Raw genomic sequence first — 22751 nt, forward strand, 5'->3', positions numbered from 1 at the left:
ACTTTAAATTTAGAATGACAACTGTGCACCAAACGTAAATCCTCTTGGATTAGGAAATGCGCCTCCATCATACGATCTGTCCCATATATTCGTATTCAAAAACTCTGGATCCAATCCTTCGTAGGAGGTAAAGGTGACCAAGTTCTGTGCATTGACATATACCCTTGCTGCTCTAATATGCTGACCCAACAAAGATTTGGGCAGGTTGTAGCCTATCGCAATCTGTTTAATGCGGAAATAATTACCATTTTCCAACCATCTATCTTGATCGGGGCGCGCATTTCTGGAGTCTGCAAAAATCGGTCTTGGATCTTTTCCCTGTGGATTTTCTGGAGTCCAAGGGTCGTAATCAGCCCGGTAATTAGAATTGTCATCATATCGGTCAAATCCAGATCTCGGACCATTATAAGCCATGTATCCAAAGGCACCTGTAGACTGAATTTGCAGATCAACACCTTTGTATTCAAAAGACATGTTCATGCCGAGATAATACTTGGGAATCGTCGATCCAAGATATTGTCTGTCTGCATCTGTAATTTGCCCATCGCCGTTATAGTCGATATACCTTATATCTCCCGGCTTGGCATTTGGTTGAATCAGCGCACCTTCGCTGTTCCGATGAGACATAACCTCTTCCATCGAACGAAACAATCCGTCGGTTTTAATCAGATACCACTCTCCGATTGGATGACCGACAACAGATTTGGTATTCCACTGGTTAAATTCCGATCGGCCGTAGCCTAATTCGATAATCTTGTTTTTCAAATAAGAGCCATTGACGTCCAGACCATAATGAAAATCGCTACCAACTTTATCTTTCCAGCTTAGTGCCAACTCAACCCCTCTATTTTCCAAGGTCGCAGCATTGACAAACGGGTTTCCGCCATTATTTCCAGTAGATCGCAAAATCTGCATCGGTGTCAACACGTCCTTTGTCGTCTTCTCGAAATACTCAAATGTGACATTAAAACGATTCCTTAAGAACGTCGCATCAAATCCCGCGTTCATCTGTGATAACCTCTCCCATTTCAGGTCGACGTTGGATAATTGCACTTGTGTCATACCGGGGACAGTTGTTGTATTATCGCCAAAAGATGCCTGCGGAAAGGAATTGATCAAGGCAACCCAGTCCCAAAATCCGATATTCGACGTTCCGAGGATACCGTAATTCGCCCTTATCTTCAAATCATCCACCCACGACACGTCAAAAAATGATTCTTGACTGATACGCCAACCCGCCGACACCGAGGGGAAATAGCCTACGTTATACTGTGGGGCGAAACGGGAAGATTCATCTCTGCGTATGGTGGCACTCAGTAGATATTTGTCGGCATAATTGTAATTGAGCCGACCGAATACCGAGAACAACTTCGCCAAGTTTTGATAACCACCTGTCCTGGCGTCCCTCAAAACAGCATCCAAATGTTCAAAATAGCTTCCGGTCTGGCTATTCACTAACACGTCGTTTTTTGCCCCCCAAACCTGTTCATACGTATACGGTTGGTAGCTGGCACCCACGACCGAATTTATAGTGTGTTTGCCAAACTGTTTATAAAATTCCAACGTATGGTCAAAAACAAACTCCCTAAATTGGGCTTGGTTCCGTGTTAAGGTCGAAGGATCAATCGGCTGGTTGACTTGCCAAGAGCCTACCTTTCGGAGGTATCGGTGGTTATCATTACTAAAATCAAAACCAAAGCTAAACTTATACTTGAACAGGTCGAATAAATCCAACGATGTAAAAGCATTTCCCCTGATCCTCAAGTTACGGTTTCTGGTATCTGTGAAATCCTCTTTGGCAAAGGGATTAGTCCCAAATGTGATGTCATAAGCACCGTTGCCGTATCCATAGCCACCATGATTTGCAGGGTCATAGATGGGTATGGTCGGTAGCATCCGGTACACGTCAATAATCGGATTCGTATCCATTTGATCGATGGCATAATGACTCAAGACAATATTCTCTCCTATAGTAAATTTAACGTTTTGACCAAAATCGCGGCTTGCAGAAGCATTGGAGCGAAGTGTATAGCGTTCACTCTGTGTACCGATCACCGTTCCGGAATTGGATTGGTAATTTCCCGAAATAAAATAGCGATTGTCACGTCCCCCTCCGGAAAAAGAAACATTGTGATCGTCCACGACACCCGTTTTAAAGACTTCATCTTGCCAATCGGTATCTGCGCCAAAATGATTGGCCAATCCGTTGAGGTTGGGATTTCCATCTGCGATCGCATTCATAAAAGCCAGATCATTCAACTTAATCCATTGCGTTCGGTCAGTTAAATTATATTTTGGTAGCCATTGCAAACTACGCCGGGAAGAAAGATCGATTTTCATCTTTCCTTCTGCTCCTTGCTTGGTCGTAATGATAATGACTCCATTTCCCGCTCTGGAACCATAAATCGCTGCGGCAGAAGCGTCTTTTAGCACCTGGATACTTTCAATATCATTGAAGTTAAAATCCCTGTTTGCACCGGATATGACACCATCGACAACATACAGTGGGTTGCTGTTCCCAAATGTCCCAGTTCCTCTAATTTCGACCTTTCCTTCCTGCCCTGGAGCACCGGCTGTGCGTACATTGACACCCGGAACAGTCACCAATGCATCGCCTACCGTTCCGGTAACGGTCGTATTTTTCATTTCATCGGGCTTGAACACCGAAACCGCCCCGGTCAGATCCGCTTTTCTGACAGTCTGATAACCGATGACGACCACTTCATCCAACGCTCGCCCATCTTCTGGCATAATCACCTCAATAGAGGTCTGTCCTGTAAACACGACTTCTTGTGCAAGCCTGCCGATTTTTGAGAATGTGATGGTATCTCCAGACGTTAGCGCGAGGGTAAAAAAACCTCCCTGGTCTGTATAGGTAGCCTCCTGTTTACCTTTTACCTGGACAGTCACCTCGGAAACACCCTGCCGATCCCCATCAACGACGCGCCCTTGCGTGGTTACCTGCTGTCCATGTGTCATCATGGTGCTAGTGGCCAGTATGAGTAATAAAAATATCCTTATCATAATTATATGTTTTATATCATTTTTTTAGTTTCTTATACTTTTCCTACTTAACTTTTATCGGACTTCGTATCGTGTTTTCGTTTACTGTAACCGTCTGATCACCAATCTTCATATCGACAATATGCAGTAGACGAGGGGCTACTTTTTGTTGGTCGTAATGGGAATGGAATACATATTTTTCATCCCCCATTTTATCAGTAAAATAAGCCCCATGCCCGGTGCCGACCAATCCGTTTTTAGGATTTTGCAGAATGGGATTACCGCTCTGTTTCCGCCAAGGCCCCAATGGCGAAGTCGCCATAGCGTATCCCACACCATAATCTTGGCTTCTAAAATCGTTAGCCGAATACAACATATAGTATATCCCTTCTTTTTTAATGACCGATGCACCTTCATTTACTTTACCCAGCGATGTCTCCCAACCGGCATCGGAAGTTTCCAGACACATCGTCAATGTTTCTTCCTTGATCGTTTCCCAATCATCTTCAAGTTCCGCTACCCAAATGACATTGCCATTGGTAAAGCGGACAAAATAAACGTAGGGCGTACCGTCATCGTCTATAAAGAGCGAAGAATCTATTCCTTTTTCTGTACGCATCGGTTTTTTGACGTGTTGCTTGAACGGCCCTAAAGGTGAATCTGATGTTGCGACACAGATGTGCTCCTCGGCCGAATAAAACAGGTAGAATGTAGCGTTGGATTCCCTATAGTATACTTCCGGTGCCCAAAACCATTTTTCACCAAATGAATCCTCTTTTTTTAACAACATATCCGAATGTCGTTTCCATTCATTTAAATTATCGGAGTAATACACCTCGAATCCTTCATCAGTACTTGTTCCGTAGGCATAATACCTATCTTCATGATACAGAATATAAGGATCCGCCAGTGCCAATTTTTCGTTTTGATCTTCCCCTGAACGGTTCGTCGTAGCACACGATAATAACAATATCACCGACAGCAGATAAAGAACTCTATTTTGTTTTTTCATTATGTCTATAAATTACTCGTCTTTTATTATTCTAATTCTTGAGTTCACCAAATCAGCTATGTAGATATTCCCATGTTTATCAATAGCTATTCCTTCCGGTTCATTAAATTTTGCACTTGCGCCATTTCCATTCGCAAAACCTTGGTTTCCTGGCCCTCCGTCGCCCGCATATCTCGATACTTCTCCCGAAGGGGATACTGTACGAATCCAGTGGTTAAACTTCTCTGCTATGTATAGCCGACCTTGCGCATCTACCGTGACCTGAGCCGGCTGATCAAAACTTGCGTTTACACCATGCCCATCGGATTGCCCCCAAGAACCCGTGCCTGCAAAACGCTGAAAACCACCGCTAATCTCATTCGTGGATGGATTATATTGCGCACTAAGTATTCCGATAAAGGGATATTTTGCCACAACATACATTGTTTTTGCATCCGGCGAAAAACCAAAGTTGGCATAGAAATCGCCACCAATGCCAGGTACCGTCGCCAGATCATACAATAATGTGGCACTTTTGGTTGTCTTATTCCATTTGTAGAGTTTTCTTTGCCAGCAGTAAAAAATAAGTGTACCATCAACGGGATTTACACCCGCGAAATTAACGTGATTGGATGGAGCTGATCGCACATAATCCTGCTGTACCCTAAAATCAGTATCTCTTGTCAGCATAGCAACAGAAACATTATTGGGATTACCAGCGTTGTCATTACCGATAAAAAGGGTGTCTGATGTGACAGACATCGTGATACTTCTCGGGTTGTTAATCGATCCCGAGAGTGCAGCTACGGTTTCCACCATTCCATCTTTGATACGTCTTATGCGCCGTCCTTCTTCCAAAACAAATAATGCGTCATCCTTTTTGTCGTATGTCAACCAATACGGCCTGCTGAAACTAGCTTGTGCCAAGCTTCCGTCTACAGAGACTGCGGCTCCGCTACCACTATATGTATATACGTTTCTGACATACTCATAATCAAAATTGCTATCTGAACTGAATTCTTTATTCCTGACAGCAATTTTGACTGCGCCACTTCCTGCAGCATTTGGAACAAGTGCATAAATACGCGTAGGCGTTACACTGATAACTTCTGCTGGTATATCATTGACCCAGACTTTTGCATCAGCTACGCTATTTCCGAAATTAGCACCTTTAATCATCAGTTCTGTTCCGCCTTTTCCTGTTTCTGGCGAATAACTCTCAAACGTTGGCTCTCCTAGAATAGGTTCTTTTTCGGAGTCACTACATCCTACAAAACTGAACCCAAAGAGTGACATGATCAATGCCGTAGCCCTATAGGTGTTTTTTTTACGAATGGTTTTCATTGTAGTTACTAGATTTATATTGTTAACGATTTACTGTAAGAACGACGGTTAGCTGTTCTTTCCAACAAAAGTATGCTAAGACAGCATTTATTAATACCAAAAAGGTCTCAATAAATGATAATCCTGTATCAAAATTGAATCAACAAAAAAACAATAATCTGATTATTAATTAATTAGGTTTTTTTATAATCTTTTGGCAGCGTACCGAATTGTTCTTGGAAACATTTGGAAAAATAAGAAGATGAACTGAATCCAACGATATAGCAAATCTCTCCTATAGGGTATTTATTTTCCCGAATAAGTTGTGCCGCCATTTTCAAACGCTCGAGTTTTAGGTATTCATTGGGCGACATATCTAAAACACCTTTTATCTTTCTATAGAAACTCGCCCGACTCATATGCAGCATCTCAGCTATATCCTCCATCTTCAAATCTGCGTGCTGCATATTTTGGTGGATAGACTCCCGAAGTTTATTTAAGAATATTTTGTCTGTTTCGGTGATGACCATCGAACTTGATGTAACGACCGGATTTTTCAAAAAAGCCTCCTTGAGTTTTTCTCTGCTGTTAATAAGGTTAGCCGTTACCGCCAATAGATAATCCGGAGAAAATGGCTTTTCGATATAAGCATCTGCCCCTACCGTCATACCTTCTATCTTTGACTGTATATTTGTTTTTGCTGTTAACAGTACAATAGGAATATGGCTATAATGAATATCAGACTTAATCTTTTCGCATAGTTCTATACCGTCCATCAATGACATCATGATATCACTAATGATTAGTGATACGAAATTATTCTTTAATATTTCTAACGCCTCCTCTCCATTGGCAGCGACTAACTTATTATACTCCTCTGGCAATATTTTTATAATAAAATGCTGCATATCTGCACTATCTTCTACGATCAATATGGTATAAGATTTCTCAGAAGAAGGATAGTTATTTTTAATAATAGCCGTATTATAATTGGTGTCATCAGGATTATCGGCTATGACGATTCTTTTCTCCTGATATCTAGGTAAAATCAGTGAAAACCGATTGAGTTTTATATCCTCCACCATATTCAGCGTACCATTATGTAGTTCTGCTAAGGAACGCGCCAGTGACATACCAATCCCCGCTCCGGAAATATGCGTTTGTTCCGGATGATGGAGCCTGGAGAACGGTTTAAATACTTCATCATAAAGCTCCTTGGACACCACAATACCGTCATTTTCTACACTCACTTCAAATGTATCGTCTTGCTGATGGATAATCAGACTTGCTTTGATGTTTAATGCCGCATACTTGATTGCGTTACTAAACATATTGCTGATGATCTTTATAAATGCTTCCTGGTCTATATAAGCATAGAAATCTTCATCCTTTATCTCTAAAAGAAAAACACGCTTATTTTGTTTGATCATCGGTGAAAATCGATGATATATTTCGCGGAGCAAACTGGGTATATGATGATGGGACAAATGGAGAAGAAACCCTTCTTTTTCTACCTTTTTGAAATCCAATAGTTGATCCGTTAGATCCAACAATCTGTCGGTATTCTTTTTCATGATATGAAGATCGTCCCGTGTCTCTTCTTTTTCAATATCATTCTTCATAAGAATATATTCCAACGGACCTTTTATTAAGCTAAGTGGCGTTCGTATCTCATGCGTGATCTGTGTAAAGAATCGTATTTTTGCGTCGTATATTTCCCGTTCCTTATTCTGCTCCAGTTCCTGAACAAATCTTTTCTGTCTTATTTTTTGACGCTCTATTAAATACCTTATCACTATATATAATACCAATATAAAAAAAATGCCGTAAGCGATATAAGCCCCAGTCGTCAGATAAAAAGGAGGAAGTATCCGCATAAAAAGTGTTTTCTCTTGTGGATTCCATACGCCGTCGTTATTCGCCCCTCTTATTCTTAACAAATAGTCGCCTCTATTTAAATTAGAATAGCTAATGACAGGAGATTCATAGATATGATGCCATTCGTCATCCAATCCTTCTAATTTGTATTGCAACGAATTGATCTCAGGTGCTTGAAAACTCAAAGCAGCGACGCGTAAAGAAAAATAATTTTGATCGTGTTTTAAGACGATAGAATCAGAAAATAGAATACTTTTCTCCAAAGGTGAATCGGTTACACCAATAGCGACCGGCTTATTAAACAAAAGAAAATCCGTGATGTGGATTGGCGGGACGTATTCATTTTGGGAAAAATTACGTGGGTTAAAGGATATCATCCCGTTTATACATCCCAATAGAATATCTCCATGCCTTGTTTTATAACTCGACTTATAATTAAACTGATTACTCAATAATCCGCTGGCAACTGTAAAGGTTCTACTGTCATTTTTTTGAGGATGAAATTTTACCAAACCATTATTGGTGGTGATCCAAAAATAACCCGAATCGTCTTCGACGATCTGATAAATGACATCACTCGGTGAGCCTTGTTGGGTAGTATAGGAAATGAACGTCTTCTTTTCCTGGTCAAATCGACAAAAGCCTCTACCTTCGGTTGTCAACCAGATCTGTTTCCGGCTATCTTCGAAAATACTCAACACTTTGTTATAAGGAAGCGCACCTTCCTTATCCGAATATTCAAAATGTTCATATTTTTCACGTCTCGGATCATACCTGAAAACACCATCTACATAAGTCGCTATCCATAAAAAGCCTTTGGAGTCCTCTTTGATATCATATATTAGATTATTACCTAGCTCTATAATTCGCTCAAAACTTTCCCTATCCTTATCATATCTAATCAATCCCTGTCCTGTGCCGAGATAAATATGCCCTGATGAAGCTTTTAGGATCGAGAATATATAATTATCATGGATGGTTGTAGGAGAATCATCCGCGGTATATGATTTTATCCGGCCTGTTACCGTATTCATTACGCGGACCCCTTTTGAAAACGTCCCTATCCAAAGCTCATCACCATCCATACATAGTCCATGTATGTTTGAAAATTGGGCACTTGGCGCATATTGTTTTAGCGCTTTCGTAGATAGATCAAATTTGAATAAGCCTGCGTCTTCTGTTCCTACCCACAAGATATCGCCACGCCCTTTACAAATTTCTCTTACGCGTTGCCCCTTCAGTGATTCCGTATCGTCTGTTGGATAAAACTTCTCGAAAAATGTTGTTTGCTTAGGATAGTAATTAACACCACCAAAGAAAGAGCCAACCCACATCCCACCCTCTCGATCTTTGTACAATGAATAGATCGCATTATCCGAGATGGAAAACGGGTCAGACAGTTTATTGGCGACATACTTACAGGTTTGGGCTTCGGTATTATATATGTATATGCCCGTCTCTGTTCCTATCCATAGCTCTTTATCTGTATAAGGAAAGATACACCTAACGAAAATCGGTTCAGACGAACGACTGGCCAACAATACCTTGCGCACGACTTGTGAATGCAGGTTTATTTCTAGCATACCGTTGCTTTCGGTGCCGAGGTATATGTTATTTGAATTTCCGAGATATATCGCCGTAATGATTTCGTCCCTTAGGTTATAGGTATGTTTCTCCTGTTGATAAGGTTCGATTGTTTGAAAATCATCTCTGGTAAAATATAAGCCACTATTAAGTGCCATCCACACAATACCACGGTCGTCGATCTCAAAATCCCGAACGCTACCTTTGTCTGCAAAATCATAATTATGTAGTTTTTTTGTACCTGTTTCGTAACAAAAAAGGCCTGCTCCATCAACAGAAATCATAATCATTCCGTTTTTTCCAGCGCTTATTTTATGAACCGTCCGATTTATCAGACGACCATTTTGGGCTTCTTGTACAAACCGCTCGAATTGCTCGTTTTGCGGATCATATATGTAGAGATTGACATCTGTTCCAACCCATATTTTACCCGCTGCATCTTCGAAAAGACAAGTTATAAAACCGTTTTCTAACCCATTTGTATTCTTAAATACCTTAATGGAGATACCGTCATATCTATTTAACCCGTCTTTCGTACCAAACCATATAAACCCATGGCTATCTTGTAGTATCGCATTTACGGTATTTTGTGATAAGCCTTTATCGACACCTAACTTCTTGAAGTAATAAGGTGATGTGGTCTGAGACACCCCTGACGTGACTACAAAGATAACATGGATGAATAAACAGGTCCACTTGGTAACGGCTTTTAATATAGGTTGTCTGCGCATAGATGATAGGCCACTAATATCGCGAAAATCCAAGAAAACAGAAATTTTAATCGCAGATCTTATAAAAGAGGGATGGAGAATATTATCTAATATGGATATCTTTCGAGCCTCCTACTCCGGAAATACAATTTCAATATGCCCTTCTTTTCCTTCCCATTTAGGCCCTTTCTGTAAAACCTGTATAATCTCTTCATAGATCGGTTGTTTCTTGGCTACCTGTGGCTGTATATCATAAGGAAGCCCATATTGTCCAACTTTGAAGCGAACCTCTAACCGCTTTTCCATATTTACACCAGAATAATGCTCCGATACAAATGCAGAAAATGCGTTCCATCCATCTACCGGGCGCGCATCACCACCAGGCAATGAATGTACAGCCGTCTGTGTAAGGTCATCATCCATCAGCTCCACTTCCGTTACATTAGCGCTCTGTCTATTAGGAAGATAGCGGATCAACAGAAGTGTACAGACGGCGATAAACATGACCGCCCCCACCATACCTATTGCTAAACGCTGCCAGCTAAAATAAAATTTATTTTTGCGTTGAGCATGCTCCGCTATACGCCGCTCAAGCCGTTGTTGTAATAAGCTCAACGATTTTACATCAACTCCTTGCTGCATTTTATAGCCATCAATCGCATCCTGCAAGAATGGATCTTCCAACGCCTCCCGCTCCAACGCGTGCATCTCTTCCCGGCTCATTAAGCCGTGTATATAGTTATGTATTCTTGACAGTTGATAGTTATTTTCCATTTTTCCCGCTCTCCATACAAATTTTCAAGTTTCTTTTCCCATTTTGGATATAGCTCTTCACCTTATTCAAATCGTATCCAGTCTCTTCCGCAATATCCTTGTAGCATTTTTGCTCCAGATAGAACAGACGTACACAGACTGCCTGATCCGTGGAAAGGGATGCCAAACATTCGTGTACTTTATCGAAATCATCTTCTGTCCATTTCCCTTCATCCTCCATCACGAGCTTTTGTTCGCTTTCAGACATATTATCTTCGATATCCACATACATTTTGCCTTTCTGCTTTCGGAGTTCCATCAAGCAATAATTTCGGGCAAACACATACAGCCAGCTTTTAAAATTATCCACCTCATGTACACGGAGCTTATGTACCAGTTGTTCAAAGATCTGCATTACCGCATCCTGACTCGCCGCTTGCTCCTGAAAATACTTAAAACACACACCGTATAGCAAAGACATATAGGGAGCATATAGTTTCCCCAATGCCTGCAAATCGCCCGTCTGCTTATAATATATGAGTTGTTCTTTTTCGTCCATACACTATTGTCCATTAAGAGGATGCTGAAAGATAGTAAATTCCATAAGAAAACTATAAAGAAATAACATCATCAGCGAAACTACGTGAACCTGACGACGACACAGAATCAGGACGAGTATAAGACAGCCTATCCCCAAATTGCCCATGAGTCCATATTGAGTCCACATTAACTCCGCCATAATTCCACCTATTTCTGTTCAAATTTGCATTCACCACGCTATCATGATACGGACACCCTTTTTTCAGGGGCAAGTTGCTCAGGGTTTGGTGATAAAATTCCTGCCGTCTGTCCTGACGCATCCTCAACATCAAAATTGTCTTGTTACAGACCGTTGCAAAAATGGCAAGGCCTTCTCGAAAAGACATTACGAAAATGGCAAAAGCACTCATACACGTTTTTCAAATTTCCTAAAAATTCACATTTATTTGATTTACAAACAGTTGATTACTTAATTTCACTGTTATGAAAATAGCAACAAATGGTGCAATTCGAGGTTTAGCTGGAAATCTCGTGGCACGAAAAATTGGAAATCAACAAATTCTACAGTCTAGACCTCGCAAGGCTAAGCAAACCATGGCCACCAAAAAAGCCTCAATCGATTTTGGTCAAGCCAGCAATGCCGGAGGCTTTGTCCGGTCGGCTTTATCGGACACACACCTAGACTTATATGATAGCAATATGGTGGGTCGACTTAATGGACAAATATTGCGTGCCATGCGCGCTAATCCCGATCAAATACCGGGAAAAATGTGTCTTCAACACGGCAAACTGAATCGCCTAGCTAACTTCCAGTTCAATGAAAAGAGTAATACGCAGGATTATCTAAATTTTGACATCGAATCATCACTTAACGAGAACAACTTACTCGCTATAGAAATTCCGAAGTTTAAAAAAGATCGTGATATCACATTTCTTGACGCTGCCGGAAAGATGATTGTTATCATAAACGCCATGGCTATCGATTTCGCCAAAGCAGACTACCATATAGTATCGTACACAGAAATAGAAATTAATTGCACGCAGTTGAAGGGCTGGCGCGAAGCGGAGCGAATAGAAGTGGATTGCACGCCATTCGTGGGATGCGTAGTTTTCGTTGGGTTATCGGTTTTGTATTTTAATAACTCCCGCGGGAGGGATCTATTAATTAATTCCAGAGCACTTCATCCAGCAAGTATTGTAGGTGCATTTAACGTTGCATAAGTGAATTGTGGCAGAATCATAGCTTAAACACAGAAGCTTGCCTAAAATTTATGGAGGTAGCTTCTTTTGCGTTAATAACCTTACCCAAACAACAGCAACGCAATAACCAGTGTCACCACAATATTGAATCCCTGTGCGACCAGAAACGCATAAAGCGGTTTCTTGTTGTTTTGCACAAATAGATCTTTAAAATTCGTTTCCAAACCGATGGATGTAAACGCCAACGCAAACCATAAGCCCTGTATACTTTTCAATTCCGCTTTTACACCGCTAACTTGCTCTGGATTAATAACAAAAGAAAACAAGAGAGAAGCAAATACGAATCCGATTACAAATTTGGGGAAACGCTCCCAAATAATTTTCAAAGTTGGCTTTTCCGCATGCTCTGCACTCTTGGAGTGTGAATACGTCCAGTAGATACTGATGGCAAAAGCTGCAATTCCAAGCAGTACATTTTGCGAGAACTTCACGATCGTACTGATCTCTAAGGCCCGCTCACCCACTAAAGATCCCGACGCAACGACCGCACCGGTCGTATCAATACTGCCACCGAGCCATGCACCCGTTACCTCTTGGGACAAACCCATCCATTCTGCGATATAGGGCATGAAAATCATCATTGGCACCGCCGTAATCAAGACTAACGAAACCACATAGGATAGCTTCTTGGGATCTCCCTTAATTGCGCCTGACGTTGCAATCGCCGCGGATACACCGCAAATAGATACCGCCGACGAAAGCATCATAGACATTTCCTCATCTATTTTAAGTCTTTTGCAGAGCCAAAACGCGAAATACCAAACTGATAATACCACGACCAACGCTTGAATGAGTCCTAAAGCTCCGGCCTTCAATATATCACCGAAAATGACGGTTGTTCCCAGTAGTACCAGCCCAATTTTCACGTATAATTCCGTAGAAAGGGCTTCCTTAAACCATGTAGGTAATCTGAAAAAATTGCCTATCAACAAACCGATGCCCAAACTAAATATAACCGCTTCCAGGTTGTATTCCCGCACGGTACTGTTACCTGCTAAAACCAATGCAAATGTAGTCAGCACAAACACGAAAGGAAAAACACTTAGTAGTGGTTTTAATGGTTTTCCTAGCAAGAAAGCCCCCAGCAATGCGGTAACGAACACCAATAGGAATTGCATACCGACGGCTAGTAGATTGCTTTCTGATAGCACTTGTCCAAAGAGAACAACTGTCGTATCCCAGGAAAAAGTTGGTTTGGGTATTACAACACCACACAGGGTTACAAAAATGATCGCTAATCCGAGTATCACGACAACCCAGTCTTCGCTAATCGCTATAGCTGATTTAGAAGATGACATTTTTACGTTTTATGAAATAGAATAATGAATGATGGTCACAATATAATATTATTATACTAAATCCGCCAGCGCATCGCTGATATTTCCAAACTTAAAAACAAATCCGTCTTCAACAGTGTATTTGGTCGTCGCCGGAACACTTTGGAGTAGTATGCTCGAGTCGACGCCTTTTATATACGAACCGATATGTGCTATAATCCGTGGAAGAGGCAGGCCAAAAGAGACGCCTACACTTTTTCTAAGCACTTTCATAAAAGCAGCATTCGTAACAGGATGAGGAGTGCACGCATGATAAACTCGCCGAGGATTTGTCTGTTCTATTATCCACTGCACCAACATCACAAAATCCTGCTGATGAATCCAACTAACATATTGACTTCCTTTTGCTACTTTACCTCCCAGTCCCCATTTCGCTATAGGAAGTAATTCAGCAAACATACCCTGTTGCTTAGATAACACGGGACTGACACGAAGTATCACTTTCCATGTATCCGAAAGGTCAAATGCTGAAAAGGCGGCCTCCCACCGGCGGGTCAGTTGGGCTAGATAATCCGTTCCAACAGCTATACTGGTCTCGTCCTGTAATTCATTTAGCCCCGAAAAAATAGATATACCGGAAAAATTTACCCATAGCCTCGGCGGTTTCGAGCATCGTGCAATAGCCCTCCCTAAGGCTTTGGTAGGCAAGATACGGGAGTCGTCCAGGATCGCTTTGTTTTTCGATGTGAAGCGGCATTGTATACTTTTTCCACTCAGATTGATTACGGCATCGGCTCCCTCCAGGACATCCGTCCAGTTCCCTAGGTGTTCGCCGTCCCAAAACACATAGCTTACCTTGTCTTCTTTCTTATTCCGTTGTCGGGACAAAAGCACGACTTCCCATCCTAAATCCAGAAATGCTGTCTTTAATAGTGTTCCCAAATGACCGGTTCCTCCAGCAAGTATAATCTTTCTCATAACTTTACATCAATATTAAAATGGTCTTTTAAGATTAATCTGGCTGCATGAAAGCCGGCCATTCCATGGACACCTCCCCCAGGAGGTGTAGATGAAGAGGCGATATACATGTTTTTATTCGACGTACGGTAAGGTGTAAGAGACAACGTCGGTCTGGTATACAACTGGTAGATATCCATCAAACCTCCATTGATGTCTCCTCCCACATAGTTGGGATTGTATGCCTCGATATCAAGGGCATTCATCGTAGATTTAGCCAGGATGGTGTCCTTAAATCCGGGAGCAAAACGTTCAATCTGATTCTCGATTTCTGCTGTAAAGTCTACTGTAGATCCATTCGGGACATGGCAATATGCCCATCCGGTATGCTTACCCTCCGATGCACGCAGATGATCAAATTGGCTTGGTTGGGCAAACAATACAAATGGTTTTTCCATTATCTTGCCCTGGTGCGTAATCTTTTCATAATTTGCAATCTCCTCGAAAGTATTTCCCAGGTGCACAGTAGCCGCTTGCTTACAGCGTATATCCCGAAAAGGCGTAGGATCAGATAAAGCCCAGTCGATCTTGAAAACGCCCATTCCCTGCTTGAACCGTTCCAATGAACGTCTGTATCCGTCGGAAAGTCCTGTGTTCTGCAATCGTAAAATCTGACGTGGGCTCATATTAAGTACCAGCGTTTTGTGTTCAGGTAATTGTGCTACATTATTGATCCATAAACCTGTTTGTATTTCACCTCCTAGTGAACGATAGTATGCTGCCAGCGCATCAGCGATGGACTGTGAACCACCTTTGGGAATAGGCCAGCCATAACGATGTCCTACGGCCATCAATACCAAACCGATGGCAGAGGTCGCCCAGTTAGACAGCGGTTGTATGCCATGTGCCGCCATTCCTGCCCATAATGCTTTTGCTTTTTGTGTTTTAAACGATGATGCTGTCCACGTAGCGGGTTTTAAAGCCTTTAATCCAAAACTAGCTAAATCCAGCGGATGGCCAGGGAAACGCAATGGCCCCATGGTGTCTAGGGCCAAGCTTTCCCATCGGTTAATTATGGGTAGAATCAATTTTTTATAGGTACGCGCATCAATACCTAAATCTTGTGCGGTTTTTTCTAAACTACGGTGCAATAACGCTGCATCACCGTTATCCAAAGGATGTGCCGCCGCATAGGTAGCATGGACAAATTCTAACCCGTATGCTTGCAAGGGTAAAGAGCGCATAAAAGGAGATGCCATCGCCATCGGATGTATGGCCGAACAAACATCATGCTTAAACCCCGGCAAGGTCAATTCTTTCGTACGCATACCTCCTCCGATGGTATCAGCTCCCTCCACAATCAACGTAGAAAGCCCTTGTTGCTGCAAAGTAATCGCAGCAGCAAATCCATTCGGACCAGAACCTATTATGATGGCATCGTATTTTTTCAAAACAACTATTTTTATATCTGCAATTTAACAAATCGAACGGAACTAGTAGACATCTATAATTAATTGTACCCCGGATTCTGAACTAAATCATCATCAACTTCCAAATCATTGAATGGTATGGGAAACAACCAAAGATTATTATTTGTGACACCAAGAACTTCTCCTGCTCTTTTCGTTCTGACTAAATCAAACCATCGATGCGGCTCCAACGGAAATTCCAATCTTCTCTCTTTTTCAATAGCCTCCACCAGTTCCTCATTGCTTAAAAATTCATGGTATAAGCTCGCATTTGCTCTGGCCCGAACGGCATTGATATCTGCTAGGGCCTGCTCAGCATCGGGATTTAATTTTTTAAGCGAGGCTTCGGCACGAATAAGGTATTGTTCACCAAGCCTTAGAACATACGTCGGATTTTCACCCGTCGCCCGCCAATACAATTTTTGAACAAAATAATTACGTATGGCTGCTGATGAATTATCTTCGATCAACCGTGTCCTATCACCCGCTTCTGTAGCGTCCTGTAAATACGCATAAATTTCAAGACCAGGAGCAAACTGGTTACGATAATCTATGCTTGACCAAGAACCAAAATGAGAACTCTGGTCTACAGCAGAAAAAGCCAATTCAAAAATCGATTCTCTCGTATTTAGATTACTCAAAATAGTAGGCCAAGTAACTAATTCATAAGAACTATCCTGAATTATATGAGTAGAATACGTAACGGCTTCCTCCCAATCTTCATTATAAAGATGTACTCGGGCTTTCAAGGCGTATACTGTCTTCTTGGTAACTCTGTTTCGATCAAGCGTTTCGGGCAGCAAAGATTCCGCCTTGTCAAGATCTTGGAGAACTTGTTGAAAAACATCTTTTTGATTACTTTGTTTTATTCCGCTAAAGTCATTCGGAGCACGTGTTGGCTCCAATACCACGGGAACATTTCCCCAAGCTCTGCCCAAATCAAAATAGGCTAGTGCCCGTATAAAATAGGCTTCACCTACAAATAGGTTTCTTTTCTCCTCGCTGATACTTTCTCCAGATAGACTTTCGACCTTTTCTATAACATTGTTTGCTCCATTAATCACCGTAAATATCTGGCTCCATACATTATCAAGCAATGTGTTATCCGGACGGTAGGTGTGACTAGGGAAAGCATTATAATAATTTAATGTTCCAACCCATATATGATCTCCGCCAGACAGATACGCTGTCGCCGCAAAGCCATCTCCACCATAATATAATCTATCCTGTAGCTGATTATAAACACCCAATATAGCTGTCTCGGCAGTGGCTTCATCTACAATAACAACATTATCGGATACAGATTCTATAGGCTCTATAGCTAGAAAATAATCGGTACATGACTGTGCTAACGCCGACACGCCGATCAAGGCTAGGGCAAATATTTTTCGTATAGATGTTGATAATTTCATGTGTTTCTATTTCGAGTAAGTTTAAAAAGTGACATTTAATCCAAATTGCACCGTTCTGGGATGCGGAGGCATAGAGAAATCCAACCCCTGTACAGTAGCGCCAGGTTGCTGTTGGGCGACATTGACCTCCGGATCAGGTCCGCTGTACTTCGTAAAGGTCAACAAATTAGCCGCATTAACAAATAGCTTGGCCTGTTTGAATAAATTTTGCTTTCTTAAGAGAGACTGTGGTAAAGAATAGCCTAAATACACGCTTTTCAGACGAATAAAGGAAGCATCTTCTAAAAACCTGTCACTTTCGTAATTATGGTTTAAGCTTCCGTCGGCATTTTCCTTCGTCGTTACCCGCGGTATGTCCGTGATATCTCCTGGATTTTGCCACCTATCCATCATACTCTTTTGCATGGACCAGGAGGTTCCCCTAGAACCGGCATGTTCCTGAAAATAGCGGTTCATGTTGAACACCTTATTCCCTTGTGAAAAATAAAAATAGAATGAAAAGTCTATATTTTTATATTTAAAGGTATTATTAATCCCCCCTTGGTATGCGGGCCAAGCATCCCCTACAATTTGTCTATCTTCTACCGTAATCCGTCCATCCTGCGTCCGTGAATCATCATAGACTGCATCACCTGTCTGCGTGTCTACATAAAGCTGCTTATACAACCAGAATGAATAGAGTGGATATCCCTCTTCTAAGCGCACCCAATCCCTATTATATTGTGTAAAAGCCCGCGGAAGTTTTTCAATCCGATTTCTATTATGAGAAACCGTCACCTGTGTTGACCATTGAAAGTTTTCCGATTGTACATTGACCGCGTTAAGAGACAATTCAAATCCCCTGTTGCTCATTTCTCCCAAATTTTGGAATACAGAAGAAAATCCGGTCTTCGCCGGGGTAGGAACCTGAAGCAATAAATCTGTGGTATACTTATCGTAGATGTCCAACCCCACAGTAAACCTGCGATTAAAGAACGATCCTTCCAGTCCGATATTCCATTGACGTGTCGTTTCCCATTTCAAGTCTTCATTGCCGAGCTGCGAAGGAGATACTCCAGGTTGACCAAGATAATTATTACCACCCGTCCAGAGACCCAAAGAAGCAAAATCAGGAATTCCCTGGTTACCAGACCAGCCTATACTAGATTTGAGTAAAACTTCATTTATAGAAGACCATCTATCCTTCAGGAATTCTTCGTTACTGATACGCCAAGCTAAACCTAATGACGGGAAAGTTGCCCATCGATTATTGCGTCCAAAACGTGACGAGGCATCACTCCGCAGATTGGCGTCGACCACATATTTGTCTTGATAGCTATAGTTAACTCCTCCAAAATAGGAAATCAACCCTGAAGGAAGAAGACCTGTCGTAGATCCTGTAGTCACCGCAGCCGCAGAAATAGCTGTAAATTGCGTACTGGGATAATTTGTACCCGTAATGGTTGATCGGGAAAACTCATTTCTTTGCAAGGTGTTTCCTAAAAAAACAGAGAGAAAATGGTCGGTATCGGAGAAAGGGGTATAGTTTAACAATTGCTCGGCAATCCACACGCGCTCGCTAGTCAATGCGTCCGTTCCACTCCCGTTTGAAGAGCGACCTTGATTAAGATTCGCATTATAGTAAATAACTTCATTATAACTGTTGTCGTCTAAGCTAAAAGAACTTCTGAAGCTCAGGTTCTTTAAGATATCCCATTTTATAAATGCATTACCGATGAATCGTTTAGTGTAAGCGTGACTATTGCTGTTTTCCAGTAATACATAAGGATTATTAAAGCGTTCTCCTCTATTGTACGATCCATCGGCATTCAGAATAGGTGTAAGTGTAGGCGTATGTAGTCCCGTATTGGTAATACCTCCTGTATCCCCCGTTGGAACAGTTTCCCTATTGACTAAGCTATAAGAAATGTTAGTTCCAATTTGCAAACTATTAGAAATATTATGATCAAGATTTGATCTAAAACTTTTTCGGTTAAAATTCTGTAGCTTTAAAATAGAGGGTGAATTATTTATTTCTCCGCTCACATAGAAAGACGTTTTGTCGCTTCCTCCTCTGACAGACAGATTATTGATTGTTTGATTGGTTGTTCGGAATATTAATCCCAATCTATCATAGGTACCTTGTTCTTCAGGTAGACCCTGTCCGCCTTCACTTATTGGACGATATGGACGTGTTTCGTAGGTTCCTCCATCATTTATCCACTGCTCATTTAATATAGTAGCATGTTCAGGGCCTGTGACCAACTCCCAAAGCTTTGGAGCCTTTGCAATACCAAATGTGCTATTAAAATTGACTTCGGTTCTTTCGCCCTTCTTTCCTTTCTTGGTCGTAATAACAATAACGCCATTAGCCCCTCTAGCACCGTACACTGCTGTCGCATTCGCATCTTTATATACCTCTATCGTTTCTATATCAGCTGGATTGATATCCGCCAACGGATTTGAGGTTTGTCCTCCTGCACCTACACTCTGCAACGAGGAACTATTGATAAATACACCATCGATGATATACAAAGGGTCGTTATTGGCGTTAATGGAAGTTGCTCCGCGCAGACGGACCAGAGCTGTACCTCCTTCGACACCTGAAGAAGAAGAAATCTGTACGCCGGGTGCAAGGCCTTGTAGCTTTTCGGTGAAACTAGTCCCTAAATTGTTGGAGAGATTGTCCCCATTTACCTGGCTAACGGCTCCTGTTATATTTGATTTTTTCTTTTGTCCGTATCCTACGACCACGATTTCATCTAGTCGCTCTGCAGATGGTTCAAGTTCAATGACAGTCGGTGACAAGCTTACATCCAAAATTTTCTTCTCATATCCTATATAAGTCACATTGATGGTGAAAGGCAGTTTTTGCCCCGTGACAAACTGAAACTCGCCATTATGGTCTGTTTTCACGCTATGTGTGACCCCATCTAACTGTAGGGTAACCCCTTCAAGTGGCTTTTTTTTAATCGCATCTATAACCTTTCCTTCTAGTGCTGCATTAACAATCGGCCTTGGTTTCTGCTGTGCATAACTCGTTGTTGCATATAGCCCTAGAAAAAATAATAATCCTATTTTTACGTATCGAAACGCGGTATCTTTATTTGTGTTCATTTTGTCTTAACAGTAAATATCTACAAGTGCCAACGCCAATTGATTACTTGTTTTTGTTTCTTCTATAAGTTGGGGAATCGAATCATATTGCTTCCCCCAATTTAATATGTCATGTAAAAGTTTTAATCGCATCCAGTCGTAGGATCGACTTCATCGTCTTTATTCAATGCTTTTACACTGTCTGCTTCCAACTTATCCTTCTCTTTTTTATCAGAATTTCCGCCACACGAGATGACCAGTTGGGTTACTACAAATAATAACAAGATATTCTTCAATAAATGCTTCATGTCTGTTTTTTTATGATTATTCAATAATTAATTTAATATGATCGTATATTATCTCTTGGTGAAATACGCTTGATAACGCGCCTTTAACTCTTGCTGTTGCTCCGGCGTAAGGGTAGTATGGCTATCCGTATGAGACACAACTGTCGACACAACTTTATGGGTCCCTTTGCCGTTCTCAATAAAAAGTACGGTTGGGGAAGATATTCGCTTGATGGAATCTATCCCTAAAACCGTATACGGATTTAAGATATCATGGAATTTTTCTAGAATTGCACGATACCCCGCCGATCCTTCTTCCGTAGTTACCACCTCGTCGTCCTGTAATTCTTTAAAGTCGCGTATATCTTTAATATTCAAATAATAGATTGTCGCTTTTTCCTCTGCCGAAAATTCAAGCAAAGGACCTACCGCATTTCTAAACCAAGGACAAGACGGCCAACCGAATAGGACAATGCCATTTTGAAGTTGGAGTATATCGTCTTCATCCGCGATGACAATTCGACTACTATCCGGTACCGAAACGACAATGTCATTCTTCTCGTTCAAATCCTCCAGTTCTTTTTTAAAGTGTTGGACATCTTCGGCACTGATCACAACATCTTTGTTCCGAATCTGATTTTTAATATCCTTACAACCGAGGAATAGTATCAACATCATTCCAAGCCACACTATTTTGTTCCGCATATTGATTTTTATAAAATTTTAGATACAACTTATTTGCTTTACTGATTATATCGAGCATAGATCTCCTTATAGATCTGCTTTAGCTCCTCGTGTTGTTCCGGTGTTAACTTTACATATGGATCTTTTTGACTTTCGATAGTGCCTGATTTTTTCTCAAAGGCCTTATTGTCTTTGATAAACAAGACCGTGGAGGAGGAAATTCTTTTAATGGTATCATCACCCAACCCTTTATAAGGATCCAACACTTCATCGAATTTTTTCAAAATTGCACGATAACCTTCTGTTCCCTCATTTGTCGTGACAATCGCGATGCTGTCTTGCTGTAGTTCCTTTTGATCTCGAATCTTAGCAATATTTAGGTAGTGGATTTTGACATTCTGCTCCTTAGCAAAATCCAACAAGGGCTCGATGGTATTTCTACACCACGGACAGGTCGGAAAACCAAACAAGACTATACCATTTTCAAGTTCAAGGACGTCTTCCTCTGTAGCATAGATAATACTGCTGTCATTTTCTACATGAACGTCGATATGGATATTTTTACCAGAAGGGGACTTAGCCCCGTTTACACTTTCATATTCCTCTCTAAAAGATTTGGCTGTCGTCGTATCTGCAACCGCTGTATCTTCATTATTCTGGTTTTTATTCCCACCTGCGTTTTGGCATGCTACCGTCAGCAAGACGATCACGAAGCTCCATAATAAACTTATTTTTCTTTTCATATCTATTCTTTTTAATGTGTAATATTTACTTTTTTCCCCAAGATCTATTTAACGACAAAACTGATGCGGTCTACACCGGTATTGTACACTTTATTGTCAAATGCAGTGACGGCTATCTCATAATTTCCTGGTTCTTTGACCGGTATTTGAACTTCAAAAACATTGTCTTCAGCCGTTTTGATTAAATCCACTTTAGCGATTTCTACACCTTCTTTCCATATCGTGGCGACCACGTCATAGTTCTTTGCATCCCACACGCCGCCTTCTTGTACCGTGCAACCACACATCAAGACAAGATTGGTCCGGATGATCAACGAATCGCTGTCAGCCGCAATAACCTGATGTGTTGTCGGTGACAGTATATCGACGATAAAGCCGGGTATCTCCAAGATGATACCGTCACCAAGAATGTCTTTGCCTGGTATGGCCCAGATCTGCGTACTCGATCGGATCGCCGCATGCTTTCGCTTGATCGGCGCAATAGCTTCGATATCTAGCAAAGTCGGTTCGTCGATGTCCAAAGTCGCGATAAACTTCGCCGTCTCCTCATCGGAGAGATGAGCATGACGCACTCTTGGATTTTTTACGATGACATCCGTATTTCCCGAAGCTCCGCTTGTATAACCTTTGGCCAAGACCTCTTGAGTATAATGATCTTTCACGACGATATACGCCCCACCTATTCCCGTACCGATGAACTTGGCATCCTTCGCCAGCGCACGAATAGTTATTTGCGTGGTTTGTGCCGTCAATCCGCTAACGATACAGATAGACAACATCATAAAAGCTAAAAATTTTCTCATAT

16 protein-coding genes are annotated in these 22751 nt (G+C 41.5%); 1 reads left to right on the plus strand and 15 read right to left on the minus strand.

Annotated elements, in window-relative coordinates:
- Positions 1-9: 9 nt before the first annotated feature.
- The 6 genes from FXV77_RS15795 to FXV77_RS15820 form a co-directional block, all read right to left on the minus strand.
- Positions 10-3024: a SusC/RagA family TonB-linked outer membrane protein gene (locus FXV77_RS15795; protein WP_148920202.1), complete on the minus strand. Its 3015-nt coding sequence runs from the start codon at positions 3022-3024 to the stop codon at positions 10-12.
- 43 nt (positions 3025-3067) lie between these two features.
- Positions 3068-4015, minus strand: coding sequence for a glycoside hydrolase family 43 protein (locus FXV77_RS15800; RefSeq protein ID WP_148920203.1), 948 nt, complete (start codon positions 4013-4015; stop codon positions 3068-3070).
- 12 nt (positions 4016-4027) lie between these two features.
- Positions 4028-5338, minus strand: a complete 1311-nt coding sequence (locus tag FXV77_RS15805) for an IPT/TIG domain-containing protein (protein ID WP_148920241.1) — start codon at positions 5336-5338, stop codon at positions 4028-4030.
- Positions 5339-5511: 173 nt separating this feature from the next.
- On the minus strand, positions 5512-9510 hold the full coding sequence (locus tag FXV77_RS15810) for a hybrid sensor histidine kinase/response regulator transcription factor (RefSeq protein WP_187444157.1): 3999 nt from the start codon (positions 9508-9510) through the stop codon (positions 5512-5514).
- Between the two features lie 111 nt (positions 9511-9621).
- Positions 9622-10263, minus strand: coding sequence for a hypothetical protein (locus FXV77_RS15815; protein WP_148920205.1), 642 nt, complete (start codon positions 10261-10263; stop codon positions 9622-9624).
- Positions 10253-10801 carry an RNA polymerase sigma factor gene (locus FXV77_RS15820; RefSeq protein WP_148920206.1) on the minus strand — a complete coding sequence of 183 codons (549 nt, stop codon included), beginning with the start codon at positions 10799-10801 and terminating at the stop codon, positions 10253-10255. The genes FXV77_RS15815 and FXV77_RS15820 overlap by 11 nt, the downstream gene beginning before the upstream one ends.
- 464 nt (positions 10802-11265) lie before the next feature.
- Between FXV77_RS15820 and FXV77_RS15825 the strand changes: the two genes are divergently transcribed.
- On the plus strand, positions 11266-12003 hold the full coding sequence (locus tag FXV77_RS15825; RefSeq protein WP_148920207.1) for a hypothetical protein: 738 nt from the start codon (positions 11266-11268) through the stop codon (positions 12001-12003).
- Between the two features lie 80 nt (positions 12004-12083).
- Here FXV77_RS15825 and FXV77_RS15830 read toward each other — a convergent pair whose 3' ends face one another.
- From FXV77_RS15830 to FXV77_RS15865, 9 genes are all read right to left on the minus strand, one after another.
- A complete protein-coding gene (locus FXV77_RS15830) occupies positions 12084-13340 on the minus strand; it encodes a YeiH family protein (RefSeq protein ID WP_148920208.1) in 1257 nt (418 codons plus the stop codon).
- A 51-nt stretch (positions 13341-13391) separates the two neighbouring features.
- Positions 13392-14297, minus strand: coding sequence for an epimerase (locus tag FXV77_RS15835; RefSeq protein ID WP_148920209.1), 906 nt, complete (start codon positions 14295-14297; stop codon positions 13392-13394).
- Positions 14294-15727, minus strand: a complete 1434-nt coding sequence (locus FXV77_RS15840) for a phytoene desaturase family protein (RefSeq protein WP_148920210.1) — start codon at positions 15725-15727, stop codon at positions 14294-14296. The genes FXV77_RS15835 and FXV77_RS15840 overlap by 4 nt, the downstream gene beginning before the upstream one ends.
- Positions 15728-15786: 59 nt before the next feature.
- Positions 15787-17157 (minus strand): RagB/SusD family nutrient uptake outer membrane protein, encoded by a 1371-nt coding sequence (locus tag FXV77_RS15845; RefSeq protein ID WP_148920211.1) that lies wholly within the window; start codon positions 17155-17157, stop codon positions 15787-15789.
- Between the two features lie 21 nt (positions 17158-17178).
- Positions 17179-20253, minus strand: coding sequence for a SusC/RagA family TonB-linked outer membrane protein (locus FXV77_RS15850; protein ID WP_148920212.1), 3075 nt, complete (start codon positions 20251-20253; stop codon positions 17179-17181).
- 122 nt (positions 20254-20375) lie between these two features.
- A complete protein-coding gene (locus FXV77_RS22190) occupies positions 20376-20540 on the minus strand; it encodes a hypothetical protein (protein ID WP_187444158.1) in 165 nt (54 codons plus the stop codon).
- 48 nt (positions 20541-20588) lie between these two features.
- The gene (locus tag FXV77_RS15855) at positions 20589-21224 is read right to left on the minus strand and encodes a hypothetical protein (protein ID WP_148920213.1); all 636 of its coding nucleotides are present in this window, start codon (positions 21222-21224) and stop codon (positions 20589-20591) included.
- Between the two features lie 38 nt (positions 21225-21262).
- Complete coding sequence (locus tag FXV77_RS15860; RefSeq protein ID WP_148920214.1) at positions 21263-21946, minus strand: glutaredoxin; 684 nt, start codon at positions 21944-21946, stop codon at positions 21263-21265.
- Between the two features lie 44 nt (positions 21947-21990).
- A complete protein-coding gene (locus FXV77_RS15865) occupies positions 21991-22749 on the minus strand; it encodes a hypothetical protein (protein WP_222867808.1) in 759 nt (252 codons plus the stop codon).
- Positions 22750-22751: the final 2 nt, after the last annotated feature.

The organism is Sphingobacterium phlebotomi (assembly GCF_008180195.1).
Lineage (GTDB): Bacteria > Bacteroidota > Bacteroidia > Sphingobacteriales > Sphingobacteriaceae > Sphingobacterium > Sphingobacterium phlebotomi.